The following is a 25,282-nucleotide window of genomic DNA, read 5'->3' as shown; positions in this document are numbered from 1 at the left end:
AACCCATCATGAGACACATTATTTCCGTTTTGCTGGAAAACGAGCCGGGCGCACTCTCGCGCGTGGTCGGCCTCTTCTCCGCACGCGGCTACAACATTGAAACCTTGACGGTGGCGCCGACCGAAGACCATTCGCTGTCGCGCATGACCATCGTTTCCATTGGCTCGGACGACGTGATCGAACAGATCACGAAGCATCTGAACCGCCTGATCGAGGTGGTGAAAGTGGTCGACCTGACCGAGGGCGCCCACATCGAACGCGAGCTGATGCTGATCAAGGTAAGGGCGGTCGGCAAGGAACGTGAGGAGATGAAGCGGATGGCGGACATTTTCCGCGGCCGCATCATCGACGTCACCGAAAAGACTTATACGATCGAACTGACGGGGGCGAGCGACAAGCTCGACGCGTTCATCGAAGCGATCGACGCCGCCGCCATTCTCGAAACCGTCCGTACGGGCGGCTCGGGCATCGGGCGCGGAGAGCGCATTCTGAAGGTGTGACCCGACCCCAGTCGATCTTGCACCGGAACTTGACCGGATGCAGCGCCCCCGGGCGCAGCATCCGGTGCAGCAAAGCTAATAGCAGTAACGAATTCACCCAGACTCTCGCCAAGGAACCAACATGAAAGTTTTCTACGACAAGGACGCCGATCTCTCCCTCATCAAGGGCAAGCAGGTCACGATCATCGGTTACGGCTCGCAAGGCCACGCCCACGCGCTGAACCTGAAGGACAGCGGCGTGAACGTGACGGTCGGTCTGCGCAAGAACGGCGCATCGTGGAGCAAGGCTGAGAACGCCGGTCTGCAGGTCAAGGAAGTGGCCGAAGCGGTGAAGAGCGCCGACGTCGTCATGATGCTGCTGCCGGACGAGCAGATCGCCGACGTCTACGCGAAGGAAGTCCACGCGAACATCAAGAACGGTGCAGCCCTCGCGTTCGCGCACGGCTTCAACGTGCACTACGGCGCGGTGATCCCGCGTGCGGATCTGGACGTCATCATGATCGCGCCGAAGGCCCCGGGCCACACGGTGCGCGGCACCTACTCGCAAGGCGGCGGCGTGCCCCACCTGATCGCTGTCCACCAGGACAAGTCGGGCGCAGCGCGTGACATCGCTCTGTCGTACGCTGCAGCGAACGGCGGCGGCCGTGCCGGCATCATCGAAACGAACTTCCGCGAAGAAACCGAAACCGACCTGTTCGGCGAACAAGCCGTCCTGTGCGGCGGTACGGTCGAGCTGATCAAGGCGGGCTTCGAAACGCTGGTCGAAGCAGGTTACGCGCCGGAAATGGCGTACTTCGAGTGCCTGCACGAACTGAAGCTGATCGTCGACCTGATCTACGAAGGCGGCATCGCCAACATGAACTACTCGATCTCGAACAACGCCGAGTACGGCGAGTACGTGACGGGCCCGCGCGTTGTCACGGCCGAGACGAAGAAGGTCATGAAGGACGTCCTGAAGGACATCCAGACCGGCGAATACGCGAAGAGCTTCATCCTTGAAAACAAGGCTGGCGCACCGACGCTGCAATCGCGCCGCCGTCTGGGCGCCGAGCACCAGATCGAAACGGTCGGTGCGAAGCTGCGCGCGATGATGCCGTGGATCGCCGCGAACAAGCTCGTCGACCAGTCGAAGAACTAATCTGACGGTGCCGTTCTGCCTGTGCGTGCGGGTTTATCCCGCCGCACGGCACTCAGTATCAAAGAAAGCCGCCCAGGTGGGATGAACCCTGGGCGGCTTTTGCTATCCTACGGTTTTTAAAATAACAGCGAAGCCACCATGAATTACCCTCATCCGATCATCGCGCGCGAAGGCTGGCCGTTCATCGCCATTGCGGCCGTCGTCGCGCTCCTGATCCATGCGGTCGCAGGCTTCGGCCTTGCATGGCCGTTCTGGCTGCTCCTGGTCTTCGTCGTCCAGTTCTTCCGCGATCCGCCGCGCCCGATTCCCACCCAGGCCAACGCCGTGCTGTGCCCGGCCGACGGCCGCATCGTTGCGGTCGAAACCGCACACGACCCGTACGCCAACCGTGAAGCGCTCAAGATCAGCGTGTTCATGAACGTGTTCAACGTGCACTCGCAGCGCTCGCCCGTGGACGGCGCCGTCGCGAAGGTCGAATACTTCCCGGGCGCCTACCTGAACGCCGCCATCGACAAGGCCTCGACCGAGAACGAGCGCAACGCCGTCGTGCTCACGATGGCCGACGGCACGGCCGTCACCTCGGTGCAGATCGCCGGCCTCATCGCGCGCCGCATTCTCTGCTACGTGCGCGCCGGCGAGCCGCTCTCGCGCGGCCAGCGCTACGGTTTCATCCGCTTCGGCTCGCGCGTGGACGTCTATCTGCCCGTCGGCAGCCGCCCGCGCGTGTCGATCGGCGAAAAGGTCTCCGCCTCGTCGACGATCCTCGCGGAACTGCCTACGCAATCGGCATAAGGAGGGTAGCGATGGCCGGATTCAAACCGCGTCGACCCCGTAATCCCGCCGGCGCGCCGCTACCGCGTCCGTTTCGCCGCAACAAGGCGGTGCAGGAGCCCGTGGTAGGCGCGGCGGCGAGCCGCCGCGCCGCACGCCAGGACTTCCTGAAAAAGCGCGGCATCTACCTGCTGCCCAATGCGTTCACCACCGCGGCGCTGTTCTGCGGTTTTTTCGCGGTGGTGCAGGCCATGAACGTGCGCTTCGAAGTGGCGGCCATCGCCATTTTCGTGGCGATGGTGCTCGACGGCATGGACGGGCGCGTCGCGCGCATGACGCACTCGCAGAGCGCGTTCGGCGAGCAGTTCGACAGCCTGTCGGACATGGTCTCGTTCGGCGTCGCGCCGGCGCTCGTGATGTACGAGTGGGTGCTCAAGGACCTCGGGCGCTGGGGCTGGCTTGCGGCCTTCGTCTACTGCTCGGGCGCCGCGCTGCGCCTTGCGCGCTTTAACACCAACATCGGCGTGGTGGACAAGCGCTTCTTCCAGGGCCTGCCGAGTCCGGCCGCGGCGGCGCTGATCGCCGGCTTCGTCTGGCTCGCCACCGACAACCGCGTGCCCGTGAAGCTCGCCTGGCTGCCATGGGTGGCCTTCGTGCTGACGATCTACGCCGGTGTGACGATGGTCTCGAACGCGCCGTTCTATAGCGGCAAGGCACTCGACGTGCGCCACCGCGTGCCGTTCGCGGCCACGCTGCTCGTGGTGGTGGCGTTCGTGCTGGTGTCGTCCGATCCGCCGCTGATGCTGTTTGGCCTCTTTGTGCTCTATGGCCTCTCGGGCTACGTGTTCTGGGCCTGGCAGGGCGTGCGCGGGCGCACGAACCCGGCGCGCTCCTCGCCGCGCGAGCGCTAGGGCGCCGAAGTCAGGCAAACGGCTGAAGGGCTGCGCGCGAGCGCGGCCCTTTTTAATTTCGTCGCCGCGAGTGCAGGCCAGCGCCAATTGCGCTATCGCCGGATTCCGGCTATAGTCGGCGGCATGGACACCATCCAGTTCCCCCTCTCTCTTCTTCAAGCCGGCGCGCGCCTAATCACGCTAGCGCTAGCGCGCCTGCCGCGCTGATCTCGCTCGCCCTCCGTTAGCTTCGTTCATTGTCAGCGTCGCCACCGGTGGCGCGAACACCCAAAATCCGTTTTTAGACACTGAACAAGTCCCCCTGGAGACCCGAAATGGCAGCAGACAAGCTCATCATTTTCGATACGACGTTGCGCGACGGCGAACAATCGCCCGGTGCGTCGATGACGAAAGAAGAGAAGATCCGCATCGCGAAGCAACTCGAGCGCATGAAGGTCGACGTCATCGAAGCGGGCTTCGCGGCCAGCTCGAATGGCGACTTCGACGCGATCCACACGATCGCCGGCATGATCAAGGACAGCACGATCTGCTCGCTGGCCCGCGCGAACGACAAGGACATCCAGCGCGCCGCTGACGCGCTCAAGCCCGCTGACCATTTCCGGATCCACACGTTCATCGCCACCTCGGCGCTGCACATGGAGAAGAAGCTGCGCATGTCGCCCGAGCAGGTGCTCGAGCAGGCGAAGCTGGCCGTGCGCTATGCGCGCAAGTTCACCAACGACGTGGAATTCTCGCCCGAAGACGGCAGCCGCTCGGACATGGACTTCCTGTGCCGCGTGCTCGAGGCCGTGATCAACGAAGGCGCGACCACGATCAACATCGCCGATACGGTCGGCTACGGCATTCCGGAGCTCTACGGCAACCTCGTGAAGACGCTGCGCGAGCGCATCCCGAACTCGGACAAGGCCGTGTTCTCGGTGCACTGCCATAACGACCTCGGCATGGCCGTCGCGAACTCGCTCGCCGGCGTGCAGATTGGCGGCGCACGCCAGGTGGAGTGCACGATCAACGGTCTCGGCGAGCGCGCGGGCAACACCTCGCTCGAAGAGATCGTCATGGCCGTGAAGACGCGCAAGGATTACTTCGGTCTGGATCTTGGCATCGACACCACGCAGATCGTGCCGGCCTCGAAGCTCGTCTCGCAGATCACCGGTTTCGTCGTGCAGCCGAACAAGGCGGTGGTGGGCGCGAACGCGTTCGCACACGCGTCGGGCATCCACCAGGACGGCGTGCTCAAGGCGCGCGACACCTACGAGATCATGCGCGCGGAAGACGTGGGCTGGACCGCGAACAAGATCGTGCTCGGCAAGCTCTCGGGCCGCAATGCATTCAAGCAGCGCCTGCAGGAACTCGGCATTCAGCTCGACAGCGAAGCCGAGTTGAACCAGGCGTTCGCGCGTTTCAAGGAGCTGGCCGACCGCAAGTCGGAAATTTTCGACGAAGACATCATCGCGATCGTCACCGAAGAGTCGGCTGAGGCGCAGGAGAAGGAGCACTTCAAGTTCGTCTCGCTCGCGCAGCACTCGGAAACGGGCGAGCGTCCGCACGCACGCGTCGTGTTCTCGGCGGACGGCAAGGAAGTGACGGGCGAAGCGGCGGGCAACGGCCCGGTGGACGCGACGCTCAACGCCATCGAAACCGAAGTGGGCAGCGGCTCGGAGCTGCTGCTGTACTCGGTGAACGCGATCACGACGGGCACCCAGGCGCAGGGCGAAGTGACGGTGCGTCTGTCGAAGGCCGGGCGTATCGTCAACGGCGTGGGCACCGATCCGGATATCGTCGCGGCTTCGGCGAAGGCGTATATCTCGGCGCTCAACAAGCTCTACTCGGGCGACAAGCTCAACCCGCAGCGCTCGTAAGCGCAAGGGCAGCGGGGCGTTCCGTCCCGCTTTGCCCAGCTTCGCGCCGGTCAAATGAAAAGCCCCCGTGCTCGCGAGAGCGCGGGGGCTTTGTCTTGTCTGGCGTCTGGCTGGCGATGCGTGCCGAACGCCTTTGGCGCTCAGAAAATGCTGCGCCGGTCGGGATCGTGCAGCGGGTCGGGCGTCTTTTGCGTGAGGCGCAGGATGCCCTGGTCGTCGAAATAGAAGCTGTAGAGCATGTACCAGACGCCGTCCTCGAGGTAGCGATAGGTCCAGGCCTCGCGCTTCATCAGCGGGAAGTAGGCGGTCTCTTCCGGGCGGCCGAAGTTCACGAGCACGTCGGTGCGCGTCCATGTGCCGATCTCGGCTTTATAGAACTCGTTGGGCTGCAGCACCTGGCGCACGCTGACGACCTTGCCGCTGCCGTCGATGTCGGCGGCCACGGTGGTTTCGCCCATCGGCTGGGTGGGCCACATCAGGCGCTTGCCGCCGTTGGGCAGGTCGTAGACCTCGCGCGGCTGGCCGAAGCGGGCGATCACGGCCTGGGCGTCGTCGCCCGCATGGAATTGCTGCCACGGTTGCACGCAGCCGGCCAGGGCGAGCGCGCCCATGCCGGCCACGAGCGCCCGGCGCGTGGCGCGCGGCAGGCACGTCGCGATGGCGGATGAAAGACGGTTGAGCATGAAGTCCCCCCGATTGCACGTCTGTGCACGTGTGCGATGGGCGCCGTGCGGATTCGAAGCTGGGTTCAAAGTGCCTCGAACCCTCTCTGGAACCGTTATTTTGACACGTCGGGGTTGCGGCGGCTTGCGGCCGTGCGCAAGCCCGTCCTATGATCCGCGCTTCATACGATGCGGCTCACACAGAAGGGGAACAGGCCCATGAAGGGACGATGGACGCGCGCGGCGGTGGTCGTGCTGGCGGCGCTAGGGTTGGGCGCGGCACTGACGGCCGGCGGCGCGCACGCCGCGAGCACGCAGGCGAGCGCGGGCAAGCCGATTCAGCTCGCGCTGATCGAGGGCATGTCCGGACCGTTCGCGGACGCGGGCGCGGCCGTCGAGCGCAATCTGCGTTTCGGCGTGGAGCGCGTGAACGCACGGGGCGGCGTGACGCTGGCGGATGGGCGCCATCTGCTCGAACTGGTCGTGCTCGACAGCAAGGGCAGCACCGAGGCGGCGCTGATGCAACTGCGCGCGGCGGCCGATCGCCACATCGGCTTCATCTTGCAGGGCAACAGCTCGGCGGTGGCGGCGGCGCTCGTGGCGGCCATCGATCGCCAGAACGCGCGCGAGCCGGAGAACCGCGAGGTGTTCCTCAACTATTCGGCGGACGACCCCGCGCTCACCAACGCGAACTGCAGCTTCTGGCACTTCCGCTTCGACGCGCACGCGGGCATGCGCATGGACGCGCTCGCCGACGTGATCGCTGCCGATCAGTCCATCAAGAAGGTCTACCTGCTCAATCAGGACTACAGCTTCGGCCACGACGTGAGTACGCTTGCGCGCGCGGCGCTGGCGAAAGATCGTCCCGACATTGCCGTGGTGGGCGACGAGTTCCATCCGATCGGCCGCGTGAAGGACTTCGCGCCATATATCGCCAAGATTCGTGCGGCGGGCGCGGACGCCGTCATCACCGGCAACTGGGGCAACGACCTCACGCTGCTCGTGAAGGCCGCGCGCGAACAGGGCCTCGACACCAAGTTCTATACGTTCTACGGCAACAGCCTCGGCGCGCCGGCGGCGCTCGGCGAGGCGGGCGTCAAGCGCGTGATCGCCGTGGCCGACTGGCATCCGAACGCGGGCGGCGCAGCCTCCGACGCCTGGTACGCGGCGTTCCGCGCCCGCTACCCCGCGGCGCAGGACGACTATCCGGTGCTGCGCATGGAGATGCTCGTCGAGATGCTCGCCCAGGCGATGACGAAGGCGGGGTCGGCACAACCGGAGGCGGTCGCTAGGGCGCTCGAGGGCATGCGTTTCGACAATGGCTTCCATCCGATGTGGATGCGCGCCGACGACCACCAGGTGATCCAGCCCCTTTACGTGATGCAGATGGACAAGCAGGGCACGCCCGGTGTGCGCTACGACAACGAGGGCTCGGGCTATGGTTTTCGCACGGTGCTGGCGCTGCCGGCGGAGCGCACGGCGCCGGCGACCGTCTGCAAGATGAAACGGCCCTGAGCGGGGCTGGGGTGGGGCCGGAACGGTTCCTGCGTCGGCCCACAAACTGGTCCGCACAGGCTGGTTTCGCGGCGAATCGGGCCTGTGCTACAATACGCCCCTTGTCGTAATCCACGGCAAGTCAGCAACAACCAATCACGGCACGGCCTTTCTTCCGTGACCGCTTGTTTGTTTTAAAGGAAAAGCAAATGTCCGTAGCAGATATCAAGAAGTCCGACATCGTCGCGCAATTCGCGCGCGGCACCGGTGACACGGGTTCGCCCGAAGTTCAGGTTGCACTCCTGACGTCGCGTATCAACGAACTGACCGGCCACTTCAAGTCGCACGCAAAGGATCACCACAGCCGCCGCGGTCTGCTGCGCATGGTGAGCCGCCGCCGCAAGCTGCTCGACTACCTGAAGGGTAAGGACGCAGATCGTTACCGCGCACTGATCGAGAAGCTGGGTCTGCGCAAGTAATCGCAAGGTCTTGCAAAAAGATGCCTGTGTCAGTTCCACTGATGCAGGCATTTTGTTTTTGAACGGTACGCTTCATGCGATGCGTGCCGCATGGCAGTACAAGCAGCAAAGAACGCAGTCAATAGCCGTAAAAGCGTGCAGTAAAAGCAGCAGGACCGGGCCTCGGGGCAGAGCTTTGTGTCATTCCATCGAATCGTGCGCGACAACAGGTCACGCACGTGCAGCGTCATCGTCGCAGCCGCGCGATCCGCTGGAATGGCATAACACTCCTCTACCTGCGCGGTGCCGGATTCTGTCTTGCCGTGTCGCCCGCGTGTGCGGGCAACACATAACAAATGAGTAAGGAGTGAGTGACCATGACCATGTTCAATAAAGTCGCGAAGGAATTCAAATGGGGCCAGCACAATGTGCGCCTCGAAACCGGTGAGATCGCCCGTCAGGCGGGCGGCGCCGTCATCGTCGACGTCGAAGATACCGTCGTGCTCGCGACCGTCGTTGGCGCGAAGACCGCGAAGCCGGGTCAGGACTTCTTCCCGCTCACCGTCGATTACATCGAAAAGACCTATTCGGCCGGCAAGATCCCGGGTGGCTTCTTCCGTCGCGAAGGCCGTCCGTCGGAAGGCGAGACGCTGATCTCGCGCCTGATCGACCGCCCGCTGCGTCCGCTGTTCCCGGAAGGCTTCTACAACGAAGTCCAGGTCGTGATCCACGTCCTGTCGATCAATCCGGAAGTCCCGGCCGACATCCCCGCGCTGATCGGCGCGTCGGCTGCGCTGGCGATCTCGGGTCTGCCGTTCAACGGCCCGGTGGGCGCGGCACGCGTGGCCTACATCAACAACGAGTACGTGCTGAACCCGACGCGCGCGCAGATGAAGGATTCGCGCCTCGACCTCGTCGTGGCCGGCACGGAGCGCGCGGTGCTGATGGTGGAATCGGAAGCCGACCAGCTGCCCGAAGACGTGATGCTCGGCGCGGTCGTGTTCGGCCACGAGCAGATGCAAACGGCCATCGACGCGATCCACGAACTCGTGCGTGACGGTGGCAAGGCCGAGTGGGACTGGCAGCCGGCTGCGAAGGACGAAGCGCTCATCGCGCGCGTCACGGACATCGCCCACGGCAACCTGCACGCGGCTTACCAGCTGCGCGACAAGCAACAGCGCTCGACGAAGCTGAAGGAAGTCTACGCGTCGACCTCGGCGAAGCTCGAAGAAGAAGCGGCTGCGGCCGGCTCGACGGCGGCCGACAAGGCCACGGTCGGCAACATCCTGTTCGACCTCGAAGCGAAGATCGTCCGCTCGCAGATCCTCAACGGCGAGCCGCGTATCGACGGCCGCGACACGCGCACCGTGCGTCCGATCGAGATCCGCACGGGCGTGCTGCCGCGCACCCACGGTTCGGCGCTGTTCACGCGTGGCGAAACGCAGGCGCTGGTTGTCGCGACGCTCGGCACCAAGGGCGACGAGCAGATCATCGACGCGCTCGAAGGCGAGTACCGCGACCGCTTCATGCTCCACTACAACATGCCCCCGTTCGCGACCGGCGAAACGGGCCGCGTGGGCTCGCCCAAGCGCCGTGAAATCGGCCACGGCCGTCTCGCCAAGCGCGCGCTCGTCGCCTGCCTGCCGAGCGCCGAAGAATTCGGCTACTCGATCCGCGTGGTCTCGGAAATCACCGAGTCGAACGGTTCGTCGTCGATGGCATCGGTGTGCGGCGGCTGCCTCGCGCTGATGGACGCCGGCGTGCCGATGAAGGCGCACGTCGCTGGCATCGCGATGGGCCTGATCCTCGAAGGCAACAAGTTCGCCGTGCTGACCGACATCCTCGGCGACGAAGATCACCTCGGCGACATGGACTTCAAGGTGGCGGGCACGGAAGCTGGCGTGACCGCGCTGCAGATGGACATCAAGATCCAGGGCATCACCAAGGAAATCATGCAGGTCGCCCTCGCGCAAGCGAAGGAAGGCCGTATGCACATCCTCGGCAAGATGACCTCGGCGGTGTCGGGCGTGAACACGGAGCTGTCGGCTTACGCTCCGCGCATGATCACCATCAAGATCAATCCGGAAAAGATCCGCGACGTGATCGGCAAGGGCGGTTCGGTGATCCGCGCGCTGACCGAAGAAACCGGCACGACCATCGACATCTCGGACGACGGCGTCGTGACCATCGCTTCGACGTCGAGCGAAGGCATGGCCGAAGCGAAGAAGCGCATCGAGAACATCACGGCCGAAGTGGAAGTGGGCCAGGTGTACGAAGGCGCGGTCCTCAAGCTGCTCGACTTCGGCGCGATCGTGAACCTGCTGCCGGGCAAGGACGGCCTGCTGCACATCTCCGAAATCGCCAACGAGCGCATCAAGGACATCAACGACTACCTGAAGGAAGGCCAGATCGTGAAGGTCAAGGTCATCCAGACGGACGAGAAGGGCCGCGTGCGCCTGTCCGCCAAGGCGCTGCTCAACGAAGCAGCCGCTAACGGCGCACCGCAGGGCGAGCCGCAGCAGTAAGGCGGTTCACAGAAACGGCCGGCACGCGATGAGCGCGCCGGCCGTTTTTTTATGAAAATGTGGGATTGGGACAGGTGTAATTGAAGGCAACTGAAGGCCCTACGGAGACGTGAGATGAAGGCTGTCGAGATTACCGAATTCGGTGCACCGGACGTACTCAAGCTGACCGAGCGACCGATGCCCGAGCCGAAGGCCGGCGAGGTGCTGATCAAGGTGAGCGCGTCCGGCGTGAATCGCCCTGATGTTTTCCAGCGCAAGGGCTCGTATGCGCCGCCGCCGGGCATTTCCGATCTGCCGGGGCTCGAGGTGGCGGGCGAGATCGTCGGCGGGACGATCGACGAGAAGAACAATCCGTTCGGGCTGAAGGTCGGCGATCGTGTGTGCGCGCTGATCGCGGGCGGCGGCTACGCCGAGTACGCGGTTGCGCCGCTTGGACAGTGCCTGCCGGTGCCGAAGGGCCTCACGGACATCGAAGCGGCTTCGTTGCCCGAGACCTTTTTCACGGTCTGGAGCAACGTGTTCCAGCGCGCCCTGCTTGGCAAGGGCGAGGGCGGCGAGAACGAGACCCTGCTCGTACAGGGAGGATCGAGCGGAATTGGCGTCACGGCGATCCAGATCGCACATGCGCTCGGCTTTCGCGTTTTCGCGACCGCGGGGTCGGACGACAAGTGCCGGGCCTGCGAGCAACTGGGCGCGGAACGTGCGATCAACTATCGCACCGAGGACTTCGTGGATGTCGTGAAGGCGCTCACGAATGACCGTGGCGTGGACGTGATCCTCGACATGGTCGCGGGCGGCTATGTGCCGCGCGAGCTCTCCGCGCTCGCCACCGGCGGCCGCATCGTGCTGATCGCGACGCTAGGCGGCTCGAAGGCCGAGGTCAACATGGGCGAGATCCTGCGCCGGCGCCTGACGATCACCGGTTCGACCCTGCGCGCACGCTCGGTCGAGTTCAAGGCACAGATCGCGCAGGAGCTGAAGGCGAAAGTCTGGCCGCTGCTCGAAGAGGGCCGGATCAAGCCGGTCGTGTTCCGCGTCTTTCCCGCCGCGCAGGCCGCCGAGGCGCATGCGTTGATGGAAAGCAGCGAGCACGTCGGCAAGATCATGCTCGATTGGAGCCAGGCGGCCTGATGACGCTGCCAGCAGGCCCGCTGTACGCCGGTTGCACGGTTCCGCAGCGGGTTCATGCTTGATTTTTCGGGCTTTTTTTGCCGCCTTTTTTGCGTGTTCTGAGCGGGCCGGTTTGACCCACTTCGATTTCACGCAGTAAAATTCTGCGTTTTGCGTCCGCTTTTAACAGCAACCGGAACAATGACGAATCAACGATCGAAGCTCGTAGTCGGTAACTGGAAGATGCATGGCCGCCTCGCGGCCAATGCTGCATTGCTCGAAGGCGTCGCGCAGGGCGCGCAGGCGCTGCCGTCGGATGTGCGTGTTGGCGTGTGCGTGCCGTTTCCGTATCTTGCGCAGGCTCAGGCGCTGCTCGGCGGCAGCCGGGTGGTCTGGGGTGCGCAGGACGTGTCGGCGCACGAGCAGGGTGCCTATACGGGCGAAGTCGCTGCGGGCATGGTCGCCGACTTCGAAGCAGGTCTCGCGATCGTCGGTCACTCGGAGCGTCGCGCTTACCACGGCGAAAGCTCCGAACTCGTCGCACTGAAGGCGCAGCGCGCGCTCGCGGCCGGCCTCACGCCGATCGTCTGCGTGGGCGAGACGCTGGAACAGCGGGAAAGCGGCGCGACCGAGCAGGTGGTCGGCGCGCAGCTCGGTGCAGTGCTGGCGGCGTTGTCGGTTCAGGAGGCGGCGCGTATCGTCGTCGCGTACGAGCCGGTCTGGGCGATTGGCACGGGCAAGAGCGCGACTTCGGAGCAGGCCCAGCAGGTTCACGCTTTCCTGCGTGCGCGGCTTGCCGCGAAGGGCGCGCAGGTGGCGAACGTGCCGCTGCTGTACGGCGGCAGCGTGAAGCCGGAGAACGCGGCGGAGCTCTTCCGTCAGGCCGATATCGATGGTGGCCTGATCGGTGGCGCGGCGCTGAAGGCAGGGGATTTCCTCGCGATTTGCGCGGCCGCTGCGGCGGGCGCGAGCGTCGCGGGATAAAAACAAGGCTTGGGCATGGCGCCTCGCGTGAGGCCCGTGCCGGCTGCATATGCGCATGCCTCCGGGGAGGCTGCGTTCAACAAGGACTCAGGTGAGTGTGATGCTGTATTTGAAAACGTTGATTATCGTCGTCCAGATTCTGTCGGCGCTCGGGGTGATCGGCCTCGTTCTGCTGCAGCACGGCAAAGGCGCCGATATGGGCGCCGCGTTCGGCAGCGGCGCGTCCGGCAGCCTGTTCGGCGCGAGCGGCTCCGCGAACTTCCTGTCGCGTACTACTGCAGCGCTCGCAACGGTCTTTTTCGTCTCGACGCTTGCATTAACTTACTTGGGGTCGTATCATTCGAAGCCTTCGGCAGGCTTGCTTGGCGCCGCGGCTCCGGTCGTTGCTTCGGCTCCTGTTGCTGCATCGGTTCCTGCGGTTTCCGCGGCTAGCGCTCCGGCGGCAGCGCCGGCTGCGGCGGCATCGAACCCCGGTAATGATGTACCGAAATAATTCTGAAAAACTTGTTTTGTGCATTGAACAAACAGCAGGAACAAGTTAGAATTTAAGTCTTGAAGCGATTCGCGGGTTTCAGTAAATGTTGTCCCGGATTGCATGTAGTGCCGACGTGGTGAAATTGGTAGACACGCTATCTTGAGGGGGTAGTGGCGAAAGCTGTGCGAGTTCGAGTCTCGCCGTCGGCACCAATGTTATCTAAAAATGCCAGCCGCTTGCTTCAGCTTCGGCTGGCATTTTTGCTTTATACGTCGTGTTCGTTTCGATCGCAGCGCGAAGTACGTAAAGTGATTCCCGCAGAGCGACTTGAAGTTCCTGCGGAACCTCAGAACCAACCGATAGAGGATAGCCTTGAATCTCGCTACCTATTACCCCGTCCTGTTGTTCCTTCTGGTAGGTCTTGGTCTGGGCGTAGCGCTGGTCTCAATTGGCAAGATCCTCGGTCCCAACCGGCCCAACAGCGAAAAAGATTCACCGTACGAGTGCGGCTTTGAAGCGTTCGAAGACGCGCGCATGAAGTTCGATGTACGGTACTACCTCGTGGCCATTCTCTTCATCATCTTCGACCTCGAAACGGCATTCCTGTTTCCGTGGGGCGTTGCCCTGCGCGACATCGGCTGGCCCGGTTTCCTGTCGATGATGCTGTTTCTGCTCGAATTCCTGCTGGGCTTCGCCTACATCTGGAAGAAGGGCGGTCTCGACTGGGAATAAGGGGTTAATCGCCGGATAGCATGGGCGGCACTGCGGACACACTGCAGGCCGTCCGTCTGGAGTGGAAAGCACATGAGTATCGAAGGGGTCTTGAAGGAAGGGTTTGTCACCACCACGGCTGACAAGCTGATCAACTGGACGCGCACTGGCTCGCTGTGGCCAATGACGTTCGGCCTGGCGTGTTGCGCGGTCGAGATGATGCACGCGGGCGCGGCCCGCTACGACCTCGACCGCTTTGGCGTGGTGTTCCGCCCGAGCCCGCGCCAGTCCGACGTGATGATCGTGGCCGGCACGCTGTGCAACAAGATGGCGCCCGCGCTGCGCAAGGTCTACGACCAGATGGCCGAGCCGCGCTGGGTGATCTCGATGGGGTCGTGCGCCAACGGCGGCGGCTACTACCACTATTCGTATTCGGTCGTGCGCGGTTGTGATCGCATCGTGCCGGTCGACGTCTATGTGCCGGGTTGCCCGCCGACAGCGGAAGCCCTGGTGTACGGGGTGATCCAGTTGCAGGCGAAGATTCGCCGCACTAGCACCATCGCCCGTCAATAAAGGCCGAGCGCCTCCCCAGAATATGGCAAGCAAACTCGAGACCCTGAAAGCGAACCTCGAAGCGGCCCTTGGTGCGCGCGTCGTCAGCCTCACCGAATCGCTCGGTGAGTTGACCTTGGTCATAAAATCAGTAGATTACCTCAGCGTCGCCACGGAGCTCCGCGACAATCCGTCGCTCCGCTTCGAGCAGTTGATTGACTTGTGCGGCGTCGACTATCAGACGTACGGCGACGGCGCATGGGAAGGCCCGCGCTTCGCGGCGGTGTCGCATCTGCTCTCGATCACGAACAACTGGCGTTTGCGTCTGCGCGTGTTCGCGCCGGACGACGACGTGCCCATCGTCTCCTCGCTCGTCGAGATCTGGAATTCGGCCAACTGGTATGAGCGCGAGGCGTTCGACCTGTTCGGCATCGTCTTCGAAGGCCACCCCGACCTGCGCCGCATCCTGACCGACTACGGTTTCATCGGCCATCCGTTCCGCAAGGACTTCCCGATCTCGGGCTACGTCGAAATGCGTTACGACCCGGAACAGAAGCGCGTGGTCTATCAGCCGGTCACGATCGAGCCGCGCGAAATCACGCCGCGCGTGATCCGCGAGGATCGCTACGGTGGTCTGAGGAAACACTAAGAGGGTCGCATGTCAGAGATCAAGAACTACACGCTCAACTTCGGCCCGCAGCACCCGGCAGCGCACGGCGTGCTGCGCCTCGTGCTCGAGCTCGACGGCGAAGTGATCCAGCGCGCCGATCCGCACATCGGCCTGCTGCATCGCGCGACGGAAAAGCTCGCCGAGAACAAGACGTTCATCCAGTCGGTGCCGTACATGGACCGTCTCGATTACGTGTCGATGATGGTCAACGAGCACGGCTATGTGCTCGCGATCGAGAAGCTGCTCGGCATCGAGGTGCCCGTGCGCGCGAAGTACATCCGCGTGCTGTTCGACGAAATCACGCGTGTGCTCAATCACCTGATGTGGATCGGCTCGCACGCGCTCGACGTGGGCGCGATGGCGGTGTTCCTCTACGCGTTCCGCGAGCGCGAAGACCTGATGGACGTCTATGAGGCGGTCTCGGGCGCGCGCATGCATGCGGCCTACTATCGTCCGGGCGGCGTGTACCGCGATCTGCCCGACGCGATGCCGCAATACAAGGCCTCGAAGATCCACAACGAGAAGGCGCTCGCCAAGATGAACGAGGCGCGCCAGGGCTCGCTGCTGGACTTCATCGACGACTTCTTCACGCGCTTCCCCGGTTGCGTCGACGAGTACGAAACGCTGCTCACCGACAACCGCATCTGGAAGCAGCGTCTGGTGGGCATCGGCGTGGTGAGCCCCGAGCGCGCGATGCAGCTGGGCCTGACCGGCGCGATGCTGCGCGGCTCGGGCATCGAGTGGGACCTGCGCAAGAAGCAGCCCTACGAGGTCTACGACCAGATGGATTTCGACATCCCGGTGGGCGTGAACGGCGACTGCTACGACCGTTATCTCGTGCGCGTCGAGGAAATGCGCCAATCCACTCGTATCGCGAAACAGTGCATTGAGTGGCTGCGCAAGAATCCCGGCCCCGTGATGATCGACAATCACAAGGTTGCACCGCCGTCGCGCGTGAACATGAAGTCGAACATGGAAGAGCTGATTCACCACTTCAAGCTCTTCACCGAAGGTTTCCACGTGCCCGAAGGCGAGGCCTACGCAGCCGTGGAGCATCCGAAGGGTGAATTCGGCATCTACCTGGTGTCGGATGGCGCGAACAAGCCGTATCGTCTGAAGATCCGTGCGCCAGGTTACGCCCATCTGTCCGCGCTCGATGAAATGGCGCGCGGTCACATGATTGCCGACGCGGTCACGATCATCGGCACGCAGGACATCGTGTTCGGCGAAATCGACCGCTAAGCAGCAAGCTGCCTGTGCGCCCGGTCAAGAAGGGCGCACGGCGAAATACCGGGAACGCCACGTCTGTCGCAGCGAGCAGGTAGGCTAACGCGCGGTGGGTGTTTGTGTGGCGGGAATTGCAACGGTAGGAAATGAAAGAGTCGTGTCTGAAAATGATCTCAGCTGAAGGCCTGAAAGAAATCGATCGCGCGTTGACGAAGTACCCCGCCGATCAGAAACAGTCCGCCGTGATGGCGGCTTTGGCCGTTGCTCAGGAAGAGCATGGCTGGCTGTCGCCCGAACTCATGCAGTTCGTGGCCGACTACCTCGGCATGCCGCCTGTCGCGGTCCAGGAAGTCGCCACCTTCTATACGATGTTCGAGACCCGCCCGGTCGGCAAGTACAAGATCACGCTCTGCACGAATCTGCCGTGCCAGCTCGGCCCGGATGGCGGCGCGGAAGCGACCGCCGACTATCTGAAGCAGAAGCTCGGTATCGACTTCGGCGAAACCACGCCCGACGGCAAATTCACGCTGAAAGAAGGCGAGTGCATGGGGGCATGCGGTGACGCGTCGGTGCTGCTCGTGAACAACCATCGCATGTGCAGCTTCATGAGCCGCGAGAAGATCGACCAGTTGCTCGAGGAGCTTTCGAAATGACTTCGTTGCACGACCGTCACATCAAACCCCTGATTCTCGCGGGCCTGAACGGCGAGAACTGGCATCTCGAAGATTACGTCGCGCGTGGCGGCTACAAGCAGCTGCGCCGCATCCTCGAAGAGAAGATCACGCCCGAGCAGGTCATTGCCGACGTGAAGGCCGGCGGCCTGCGTGGCCGCGGCGGCGCGGGCTTCCCGACGGGCCTGAAGTGGAGCTTCATGCCGCGTCAGTTCCCGGGCCAGAAGTACCTTGTCTGCAACTCGGACGAAGGCGAGCCGGGCACTTTCAAGGACCGCGACATCCTGCGCTGGAATCCGCATTCGGTGATCGAGGGCATGGCCATCGGCGCGTATGCGATGGGTATCACCGTGGGCTACAACTACATCCACGGCGAAATTTTCGAGGTTTATCGCCGCTTCGAGGCCGCGCTTGAAGAAGCGCGCCAGGCGGGCTATCTCGGCGACAACATTCTCGGCACGGACTTCTCGTTCCAGCTGCACGCGCACCACGGTTATGGCGCGTACATCTGCGGCGAAGAAACGGCGCTGCTCGAGTCGCTCGAGGGCAAGAAGGGCCAGCCGCGCTTCAAGCCGCCGTTCCCGGCGAGCTTCGGTGTGTACGGCAAGCCCACCACGATCAACAACACCGAGACCTTTGCCGCGGTGCCGTTCCTGTTGGGCGTCGGTCCGCAGACGTACATGGAGCTCGGCAAGCCGAACAACGGCGGCACCAAGATCTTCTCGATCTCGGGCGACGTCGAGCGTCCGGGCAATTACGAAATTCCGCTCGGCACGCCGTTCGCGACGCTCATGGAGCTCGCTGGTGGCGTGCGCGGCGGCAAGAAGCTCAAGGCCGTGATTCCGGGTGGATCGTCGGCGCCGGTCATTCCGGGCGACCTGATGATGCAGACCGACATGGACTATGACTCCATCGCCAAGCAGGGCTCGATGCTCGGCTCGGGCGCGGTCATTGTCATGGACGAAACGCGCTGCATGGTGCGCTCGCTGCTGCGCCTGTCGTACTTCTACTATGAAGAGTCGTGCGGCCAGTGCACGCCGTGCCGCGAAGGCACGGGCTGGCTGTATCGCGTCGTGAACCGCATCGAACACGGCCAGGGCCGCCAGGAAGACCTGGATCTGCTGAACTCGGTGGCCGGCAACATCATGGGCCGTACGATCTGCGCGCTCGGCGACGCGGCGGCCATGCCGGTGCGCGGCATGCTCAAGCATTACTGGGACGAATTCGAATATCACGTGCACAACAAGCGTTGCCTCGTCGGCGGACATGCCGGCTCGCACGCGGCCTCGGAAACAGTGGCTGCCTGAGAGCGTAGAGAGAGCGAGTTGTGTACGGGCCGCGTGGCACGAAGCAACGGGGTGAGCCGCTGTGAAATTGAGCGGTAACAGGTTAGGGACGATTAACCATCATGGTTGAACTTGAAATAGACGGCAAGAAGGTGCAGGTGCCCGAGGGCAGCATGGTGATCCAGGCTGCGCAGCGGGTCGACACGTACATTCCGCACTTCTGCTATCACAAGAAGCTGTCCATCGCGGCCAACTGCCGGATGTGTCTCGTCGATGTCGAGAAGATGCCGAAGGCCGTGCCCGCGTGCGCGACCCCGGTGTCGCAAGGCATGGTCGTGCGCACGATGTCGGACAAGGCCGTGCAGGGCCAGCAAGCCGTGATGGAATTCCTGCTGATCAACCACCCGCTCGATTGCCCGATCTGCGATCAGGGCGGCGAATGCCAGTTGCAGGATCTGGCGGTTGGCTACGGCAAGTCGGCCTCGCGCTACAGCGAAGAAAAGCGCGTTGTGTTCCACAAGAACGTCGGTCCGCTCATCTCGATGGAAGAGATGACGCGCTGCATCCACTGCACGCGCTGCGTGCGCTTCGGCGACGAGATCGCCGGCGTGATGGAGCTCGGCATGCTCGGCCGCGGCCAGCATTCGGAAATCACCTCGTTCGTCGGCAAGACTGTGGACTCGGAGCTCTCGGGCAACATGATCGACCTGTGCCCGGTCGGTGCGCTCACGAGCAAGCCGTTCCGCTTCTCCGCGCGCACGTGGGAACTCTCGCGCCGCAAGTCGGTGAGCCCGCACGACTCGACGGGTGCGAACCTCGTCGTGCAGGTGAAGAACAACCGCGTGATGCGCGTGCTGCCGTTCGAGAACGAAGCCATCAACGAGTGCTGGATTTCGGACAAGGACCGCTTCTCGTACGAAGGCCTGAACGCCGAAGACCGCCTCACGCGACCGATGATCAAGCAGGGCGGCCAGTGGGTCGAGACCGACTGGCAGACCGCGCTCGATTACGTGGTCAAGGGCATCAAGGGCATCTGTGACGAGCACGGCGAGAACCAGCTCGCGTTGCTCGCGAGCCCGCATAGCACGAGCGAAGAGCTCTATCTCGCGAAGCAGTTCGCGGACGCGATCGGCACGCCGAACGTCGACTTCCGTCTGCGCCAGAACGACTTCTCGGCGCCGCTCGAGGGCGCGCCGTGGCTCGGCAGCAAGATCGCCGATCTTTCGTATGCCGACTCGGCGTTCGTGATCGGCTCGTTCCTGCGCCGCGATCACGCGCTGTTCGCCGCGCGTCTGCGCCAGGCAGCCAAGGGTGGCGCGCAGGTCTCGTTCCTCCAGGCATCGGCCGACGGCTCGCTGATTCCGAATGCCCAGCGCATCGTCGCCGCGCCTTCGGCCTGGCTCGACGAGCTGGCTTCGATCGCCGCCGCCGTTGCTGAAACGAAGGGTGTCGCGCTGCCCGAAGGCTTTGCGGGCGCACAGGCGAATGACGCCGCGAAGCAGGTTGCCGCCTCGCTCGCGAATGGCGAGCGCCGCTTCGTGCTGCTCGGCAACGGTGCCGTCCAGCATCCGGAATTCTCGCGCCTGCACGCCGCAGCGCAGTTCATTGCAGAGACGACTGGCGCCACGCTGGGCTTCCTCACGGAAGCTGCCAACACGGTCGGCGCGCACCTCGTGGGCGCACTGCCGGGCCGCGATGGCCTGAACGCTCGCGAAGTGTTCGAGCAGCCGCGCAAGGGTTATCTGCTGTTCAACTTCGAACCCGAGTTCGACACGGCCAACCCGGCCGCCGCGCGCGCCGCGCTCGCGCAGGCCGAGATGGTCGCCGTGTTCTCGCCGTTCAAGACGGGTCTCGACTACGCCGACGTGCTGCTGCCCATCGCACCGTTCACGGAAACCTCGGGCACGTTCGTCAACGCCGAAGGCACGGTCCAGACGTTCAACGGCGTCGTGCGTCCGCTCGGCGAAACGCGTCCGGCCTGGAAGGTCCTGCGCGTGCTCGGCACGCTGCTCGGCGCGAAGGGCTTCGAGTACGAGACGTCGGAAGACGTGCGCCGCAAGGCGCTCGGCGACGGCAGCTTCGCAGCGCGTCTGTCGAACAAGACCGGCGCCACGGTGGCACGCGGCAGCCTCGCGAAGGCAGCCGATGGCCGCTTCGAGCGCAGCTCCGACGTGCCCATCTATCGCGCCGATCAACTCGTGCGCCGCGGCGAAGCGCTGCAGCTCACGACGGCGGCCCGCGTGGCGAACGCCATCGGCCTGCCGGCTGCGCTCTTCGACCAGCTCGGCCTGAAGGAAGGCGACGCCGTGCGCGTGCGCCAGGGCGAGCTCTCGGTGACTGCGCCCGCGACGCGCGATGCGAATCTTGCGCCGACGGTGGTGCGCGTGTCGGCGGCAACGCCGGCCGCCGCGCAGCTCGGCAGCCTGTTCGGTGAACTGCTGGTGGAGAAGGCGTAAATGAGCTTGTTCGATACGATCAATGCAGGCGGCAGCCAGTTGCTCGGCGTGGCGTGGCCCACCGTCTGGGCGCTGGTGCGCATTCTCGTCGTCGCGGTGGTGATCCTGCTGTGCGTGGCGTACCTGATCCTGTGGGAGCGCAAGCTGATCGGCTGGATGCACGTGCGTCTCGGCCCGAACCGCGTCGGTCCCGCGGGTCTGTTGCAGCCGATCGCCGACGTGCTGAAGCTGCTGCTCAAGGAAGTCATTCAGCCGACCCAGGCGAGCCGCTGGGTCTACATGGTCGCGCCGATCATGGTGGTGGTGCCGGCCTTCGCGGTCTGGGCGGTGATTCCGTTCCAGGCGGGTGCGGTGCTCGGCAACATCAACGCGGGTCTGCTCTACGTGATGGCGATTTCGTCGTTCGGCGTGTACGGCGTGATTCTCGCGGGCTGGGCCTCGAACTCGAAGTACGCGTTCCTCGGTGCAATGCGCGCCGCGGCGCAGATGGTCTCGTATGAAATCGCGATGGGCTTCGCGCTCGTCGTGGTGCTGATGGTCTCGGGCAGCCTGAACCTCTCGGACATCGTCGAAGGCCAGATGCGCGGCATGTTCGCGAACTTCGGGATCACGTTCCTCTCGTGGAACTGGCTGCCGCTGTTGCCGATGTTCGTCGTCTACTTCATCTCGGGCATCGCCGAAACGAACCGCCACCCGTTCGACGTGGTGGAAGGGGAGTCGGAGATCGTCGCGGGTCACATGGTCGATTACTCGGGTATGGGCTTCGCGCTCTTCTTCCTCGCCGAGTACATCAACATGATCGTGATCTCGGCGCTCGCTTCGGTGCTGTTCCTCGGCGGCTGGAGCGCACCGTTCGGCTTCCTCGATTTCATCCCGGGCGTATTCTGGCTGGTGCTGAAGGTTTTCTGTCTCCTGTCGGTGTTCATCTGGGCGCGCGCGACGTTCCCGCGCTACCGCTATGACCAGATCATGCGTCTTGGCTGGAAGGTGTTCATTCCGGTGTGCGTCGTGTGGCTGATCGTGATCGGCTTCTGGTATATGTCGCCGCTGAGCATCTGGAAATAAGGGGCGAACGAAACATGACCGCTATCCAAAACTTCTTCAAGACGTTCTTCCTGACCGAGCTGCTCAAGGGCCTCGCGCTGACGGGCCGTTACGCCTTCAAGCGCAAGTTCACGGTGCAGTTCCCGGAAGAAAAAACCCCGATGTCGCCGCGCTTTCGCGGCCTGCACGCACTGCGCCGCTATGAGAACGGCGAAGAGCGCTGCATCGCGTGCAAGCTGTGCGAGGCGGTGTGCCCCGCGCTCGCCATCACGATCGAGTCGGAAGTGCGCGAAGACAACACGCGCCGCACGACGCGTTACGACATCGACCTGACCAAGTGCATCTTCTGCGGTTTCTGCGAAGAGAGCTGCCCGGTCGACTCGATCGTCGAGACGCACATTCTCGAGTATCACGGCGAGAAGCGCGGCGATCTGTATTTCACGAAGGAAATGCTGCTGGCCGTGGGCGACCGCTACGAAGCGCAGATCGCGGCAAATAAGGCAGCAGATGCACCGTACCGTTGATCTTCAGTTTGACGCTGCATCGGCCCGCGGTTCGGGCCGGCTGTGGGGAACGCGTGTGCCTGAAAACACCGCGCCGCCGCAGCCCGGGAACCGCGGCGCGACGCTCCCTGGTCTGGCCGCCAGTCTGCGCCGCGCAATCCGCCTTACGATGGCCTCAACGATGAACCAGTAATCATGGAATTCACGACCGTCCTGTTCTACATCTTCGCGCTGCTGCTCACGCTATCAGGGCTGAAGGTGGTCACCTCGCGCAATCCTGTCTCGTCCGCGCTCTTCCTCGTGCTCGCGTTCTTCAACGCGGCCGCGGTGTGGATGCTGCTCGAGGCCGAGTTCCTCGCGATCCTGCTGGTGCTCGTCTACGTGGGCGCGGTGATGGTGCTGTTCCTGTTCGTGGTGATGATGCTGGACATCAACATCGACGTGCTGAGCCGCGACTTCAAGCGCTTCGTTCCGGTGGCGACCATCGTGGGCGCGATCATCGTGATCGAGACCGCGCTGATCCTGTGGCACGGCTACGGCGCGACCACCTCGCCGGTGCCGGACACCTCGGCAGCGGCCGCCGCATCGGTGTCGAACACGCACCTGATCGGCAAGATCATCTATACCGACTACATCTTCGCCTTCGAAGTTGCCGGCCTCGTGCTGCTGGTGGCGATCGTCGCGGCCATTTCGCTGACCGTGCGCGAGCCCAAGGACGCCAAGCGCCAGAACGTTGCGAAGCAGGTCGCCGTGCGTCGCCAGGACCGCGTGCGCCTCGTGAAGATGCAAGCCGTCGTGGAAGTGCCGGAAGCCCCCGAGGCCGTGGAGGCCGAAGCGGCTCCCGCCGCCCAGGGCGCCGCGCCGGCAACGAAGAGCTAAGCGCGAAGGAGCGAACCATGCTGACACTGGCCCATTACCTCGTCCTCGGCGCGATCCTCTTTGCGATCTCGATCGTTGGCATTTTTCTCAATCGGCGCAACGTCATCATCATCCTGATGGCGATTGAGCTGATGTTGTTAGCGGTGAACACGAACTTCGTCGCGTTCTCGCATTACCTCGGTGACGTTCACGGACAGATTTTCGTGTTCTTCGTGCTAACTGTTGCGGCAGCGGAAGCCGCGATTGGTCTGGCTATTCTTGTGACTCTGTTCCGCAGCCTCGACACGATCAATGTCGAGGACCTCGATCAGCTCAAAGGCTAAGGCAGGCTGTATATGGCAACGACACTCAACGAAACCTTATTGCTGGCGGTACCGCTGGCCCCTCTCGCCGGTTCTCTGATTGCCGGTTTGTTTGGCAAGACGGTGGGGCGCGCGGGCGCGCATACGGTCACCATTCTTGGCGTCGCGATTGCGTTCGTGCTCTCGTGCATCACGCTGTTCGACGTGATGAACGGCGCAAGCTTCAACGCGACCGTCTACGAATGGATGTCGGTTGGCGGCCTGAAGTTCGAAGTCGGCTTCCTGATCGACTCGTTGACGGCGCTCATGATGGTCGTCGTGACCTTCGTGTCCCTGATGGTGCACATCTACACGATTGGCTACATGGCGGACGAAGAGGGCTACCAGCGCTTCTTCTCGTACATCGCGCTGTTCACGTTCTCGATGCTGATGCTCGTGATGAGCAACAACTTCCTGCAGCTGTTCTTCGGCTGGGAAGCGGTGGGTCTCGTCTCGTACCTGCTGATCGGCTTCTACTTCAAGCGTGAAAGCGCCATCTACGCGAACATGAAGGCGTTCCTCGTGAACCGCGTGGGCGACTTCGGCTTCCTGCTGGGCATCGGTCTGCTGCTCGCGTACGGCGGCTCGCTCAACTACAACGACGTGTTCGCGAAGGGCCATGAACTCGCGGCGCTGACGTTCCCGGGCACCTCGTGGAACCTGCTCACGGCCGCGTGCATCTGCTTGTTCGTCGGTGCGATGGGCAAGTCGGCGCAGTTCCCGCTGCACGTCTGGCTGCCGGATTCGATGGAAGGCCCGACGCCGATCTCGGCACTGATCCACGCCGCCACCATGGTGACGGCCGGTATCTTCATGGTCGCGCGCATGTCGCCGCTGTTCGAGCTTTCGGACGCCGCGCTCTCGTTCATCGTCGTGATCGGCGCGATCACCGCGCTCTTCATGGGCTTCCTTGGCGTCGTGCAGAACGACATCAAGCGCGTGGTCGCGTACTCCACGCTCTCGCAGCTCGGCTACATGACCGTGGCGCTCGGCGTCTCGGCCTATCCGGTCGCGATTTTCCACCTGATGACGCACGCGTTCTTCAAGGCGCTGCTGTTCCTCGGCGCCGGCTCGGTCATCATCGGCATGCACCACGACCAGGACATGCGCAACATGGGCGGCCTGCGCAAGTACATGCCCATTACGTGGATCACCTCGCTCGTCGGCTCGCTCGCGCTGATCGGCACGCCGTTCTTCTCGGGCTTCTACTCGAAGGACTCGATCATCGAGGCGGTGAAGGCCTCGCACCTGGGCGGTTCGGGTTTCGCTTATTTCGCTGTGGTCGCGAGCGTCTTCGTGACGGCGCTGTACTCGTTCCGCATGTACTTCCTCGTGTTCCACGGTGAAGAGCGCTTCCGTAATCCGAAGCATCCCGAGTCGCCGATGGGCATCGAAGCCGCTCAAGCGGCTCACAGCGGTCACGGTCATGGCCACGACGACCACCACGTGCACGTGCCGCACGAGTCGCCGTGGGTGATCTGGGTGCCGCTCGTCCTGCTCGCGATTCCTTCGGTGATCTCCGGCGCCTACGCGATCCAGCCGTTGCTTTACGGCGGTTTCTTCTCGCATGGCGTGGCGTTCCAGGACGTCATCTTCATCGGCCAGAACCATCCGGCGCTTGCCGAGATTGGCGAAGAGTTCCATGGCTGGGCCGCGATGGGCGCGCATGCGTTCTCGGGTCTGCCGGTGTGGCTCGCACTTGCAGGTGTGATCGTGGCGTGGTTCTTCTACATGAAGCGCCCGGATCTGCCGGCCGTCGTGTCGCGCACGTTCTCGCCGGTCTACAAGCTGCTGGCAAATGCGTATTACCTCGACAAGATCAACGAAGTCGTCTTCGCGCGCGGAGCGGTTGCTATCGGTCGTGGTCTGTGGAAGGAGGGTGATGTCGTCGTGATCGACGGCGTCGTCAACGGGAGCGCCAAGTTTATCGGCTGGTTTGCAACTGTGATTCGTTTCCTGCAATCCGGCTATATCTACCACTACGCATTTGCCATGATCATCGGCATGCTTGGCCTCCTTACCCTGTTTGTAACGCTCGGCGGCAAATAAGAAGGC

The 25,282-nt window shown here is 63.4% G+C and carries 24 protein-coding genes and 1 tRNA gene; 24 read left to right on the top strand and 1 reads right to left on the bottom strand.

The genetic code is table 11. The features are described 5' to 3' along the window. Positions 1-8 precede the first annotated feature (8 nt). The 5 genes from ilvN (at position 9) to BO1_RS16680 (ending at position 5,179) form a co-directional block, all read left to right on the top strand. Entirely contained in the window at positions 9-500 is a 492-nt protein-coding gene (gene ilvN, locus BO1_RS16700) for an acetolactate synthase small subunit (protein WP_028218529.1), read from the top strand. Positions 501-621: 121 nt separating this feature from the next. Then, positions 622-1,638 (top strand): ketol-acid reductoisomerase, encoded by a 1,017-nt coding sequence (ilvC, locus tag BO1_RS16695; RefSeq protein ID WP_028218528.1) that lies wholly within the window; start codon positions 622-624, stop codon positions 1,636-1,638. 138 nt (positions 1,639-1,776) lie between these two features. Beyond that, entirely contained in the window at positions 1,777-2,430 is a 654-nt protein-coding gene (locus BO1_RS16690) for a phosphatidylserine decarboxylase (RefSeq protein ID WP_028218527.1), read from the top strand. A gap of 11 nt (positions 2,431-2,441) precedes the next feature. Continuing rightward, positions 2,442-3,320 (top strand): CDP-diacylglycerol--serine O-phosphatidyltransferase, encoded by an 879-nt coding sequence (gene pssA / locus BO1_RS16685; RefSeq protein WP_028218526.1) that lies wholly within the window; start codon positions 2,442-2,444, stop codon positions 3,318-3,320. Between the two features lie 314 nt (positions 3,321-3,634). Beyond that, positions 3,635-5,179: a 2-isopropylmalate synthase gene (locus BO1_RS16680; RefSeq protein WP_028218525.1), complete on the top strand. Its 1,545-nt coding sequence runs from the start codon at positions 3,635-3,637 to the stop codon at positions 5,177-5,179. 140 nt (positions 5,180-5,319) lie between these two features. Here the strand turns inward: BO1_RS16680 and BO1_RS16675 are convergent, their stop codons facing one another. Further along, positions 5,320-5,862 carry a hypothetical protein gene (locus BO1_RS16675; RefSeq protein ID WP_028218524.1) on the bottom strand — a complete coding sequence of 181 codons (543 nt, stop codon included), beginning with the start codon at positions 5,860-5,862 and terminating at the stop codon, positions 5,320-5,322. A 198-nt stretch (positions 5,863-6,060) separates the two neighbouring features. On the opposite strand from BO1_RS16675, the gene BO1_RS16670 reads away from it, so the two are divergent. The 19 genes from BO1_RS16670 (at position 6,061) to nuoL (ending at position 25,276) form a co-directional block, all read left to right on the top strand. Then, entirely contained in the window at positions 6,061-7,356 is a 1,296-nt protein-coding gene (locus BO1_RS16670) for a branched-chain amino acid ABC transporter substrate-binding protein (RefSeq protein WP_028218523.1), read from the top strand. A gap of 188 nt (positions 7,357-7,544) precedes the next feature. Continuing rightward, a complete protein-coding gene (gene rpsO, locus BO1_RS16665; protein WP_027795476.1) occupies positions 7,545-7,814 on the top strand; it encodes a 30S ribosomal protein S15 in 270 nt (89 codons plus the stop codon). A gap of 356 nt (positions 7,815-8,170) precedes the next feature. Then, entirely contained in the window at positions 8,171-10,318 is a 2,148-nt protein-coding gene (gene pnp / locus BO1_RS16660; RefSeq protein ID WP_028218522.1) for a polyribonucleotide nucleotidyltransferase, read from the top strand. Positions 10,319-10,432: 114 nt separating this feature from the next. After that, positions 10,433-11,449 (top strand): NAD(P)H-quinone oxidoreductase, encoded by a 1,017-nt coding sequence (locus BO1_RS16655; protein ID WP_028218521.1) that lies wholly within the window; start codon positions 10,433-10,435, stop codon positions 11,447-11,449. A gap of 180 nt (positions 11,450-11,629) precedes the next feature. Further along, positions 11,630-12,412, top strand: a complete 783-nt coding sequence (gene tpiA, locus BO1_RS16650) for a triose-phosphate isomerase (protein ID WP_043285110.1) — start codon at positions 11,630-11,632, stop codon at positions 12,410-12,412. A 100-nt stretch (positions 12,413-12,512) separates the two neighbouring features. Then, positions 12,513-12,905 carry a preprotein translocase subunit SecG gene (gene secG, locus BO1_RS16645; protein WP_028218519.1) on the top strand — a complete coding sequence of 131 codons (393 nt, stop codon included), beginning with the start codon at positions 12,513-12,515 and terminating at the stop codon, positions 12,903-12,905. Positions 12,906-13,014: 109 nt separating this feature from the next. After that, positions 13,015-13,099, top strand: a tRNA-Leu gene (locus BO1_RS16640). A gap of 160 nt (positions 13,100-13,259) precedes the next feature. Further along, positions 13,260-13,619, top strand: a complete 360-nt coding sequence (gene ndhC / locus BO1_RS16635) for an NADH-quinone oxidoreductase subunit A (RefSeq protein ID WP_028218518.1) — start codon at positions 13,260-13,262, stop codon at positions 13,617-13,619. 72 nt (positions 13,620-13,691) lie between these two features. Then, a complete protein-coding gene (locus BO1_RS16630; RefSeq protein WP_027819582.1) occupies positions 13,692-14,171 on the top strand; it encodes a NuoB/complex I 20 kDa subunit family protein in 480 nt (159 codons plus the stop codon). Positions 14,172-14,193: 22 nt separating this feature from the next. Then, positions 14,194-14,799: an NADH-quinone oxidoreductase subunit C gene (locus BO1_RS16625; protein WP_028218517.1), complete on the top strand. Its 606-nt coding sequence runs from the start codon at positions 14,194-14,196 to the stop codon at positions 14,797-14,799. A 9-nt stretch (positions 14,800-14,808) separates the two neighbouring features. Beyond that, positions 14,809-16,062 (top strand): NADH-quinone oxidoreductase subunit D, encoded by a 1,254-nt coding sequence (locus tag BO1_RS16620; protein ID WP_028218516.1) that lies wholly within the window; start codon positions 14,809-14,811, stop codon positions 16,060-16,062. Positions 16,063-16,214: 152 nt separating this feature from the next. Beyond that, positions 16,215-16,700: an NADH-quinone oxidoreductase subunit NuoE gene (nuoE, locus tag BO1_RS16615; RefSeq protein WP_028218515.1), complete on the top strand. Its 486-nt coding sequence runs from the start codon at positions 16,215-16,217 to the stop codon at positions 16,698-16,700. Then, positions 16,697-18,025 (top strand): NADH-quinone oxidoreductase subunit NuoF, encoded by a 1,329-nt coding sequence (nuoF, locus tag BO1_RS16610; RefSeq protein ID WP_028218514.1) that lies wholly within the window; start codon positions 16,697-16,699, stop codon positions 18,023-18,025. Before nuoE ends, nuoF begins: the two co-directional genes overlap by 4 nt. A gap of 101 nt (positions 18,026-18,126) precedes the next feature. Next, positions 18,127-20,460: an NADH-quinone oxidoreductase subunit NuoG gene (gene nuoG / locus BO1_RS16605; RefSeq protein ID WP_028218513.1), complete on the top strand. Its 2,334-nt coding sequence runs from the start codon at positions 18,127-18,129 to the stop codon at positions 20,458-20,460. Further along, a complete protein-coding gene (nuoH, locus tag BO1_RS16600) occupies positions 20,461-21,525 on the top strand; it encodes an NADH-quinone oxidoreductase subunit NuoH (protein WP_028218512.1) in 1,065 nt (354 codons plus the stop codon). Between the two features lie 14 nt (positions 21,526-21,539). Then, complete coding sequence (gene nuoI / locus BO1_RS16595; protein ID WP_028218511.1) at positions 21,540-22,028, top strand: NADH-quinone oxidoreductase subunit NuoI; 489 nt, start codon at positions 21,540-21,542, stop codon at positions 22,026-22,028. 174 nt (positions 22,029-22,202) lie between these two features. Further along, on the top strand, positions 22,203-22,886 hold the full coding sequence (locus tag BO1_RS16590) for an NADH-quinone oxidoreductase subunit J (RefSeq protein WP_028218510.1): 684 nt from the start codon (positions 22,203-22,205) through the stop codon (positions 22,884-22,886). A gap of 17 nt (positions 22,887-22,903) precedes the next feature. After that, a complete protein-coding gene (gene nuoK / locus BO1_RS16585) occupies positions 22,904-23,209 on the top strand; it encodes an NADH-quinone oxidoreductase subunit NuoK (RefSeq protein ID WP_006052894.1) in 306 nt (101 codons plus the stop codon). Positions 23,210-23,221: 12 nt separating this feature from the next. Beyond that, positions 23,222-25,276: an NADH-quinone oxidoreductase subunit L gene (gene nuoL, locus BO1_RS16580; protein ID WP_028218509.1), complete on the top strand. Its 2,055-nt coding sequence runs from the start codon at positions 23,222-23,224 to the stop codon at positions 25,274-25,276. Positions 25,277-25,282: the final 6 nt, after the last annotated feature.

Source organism: Paraburkholderia oxyphila NBRC 105797, assembly GCF_000685075.1.
Lineage (GTDB): Bacteria > Pseudomonadota > Gammaproteobacteria > Burkholderiales > Burkholderiaceae > Paraburkholderia > Paraburkholderia oxyphila.
The sequence above is the reverse complement of the archived record's forward strand: the minus strand, read 5'-3'. Positions and strand labels throughout refer to the sequence as shown.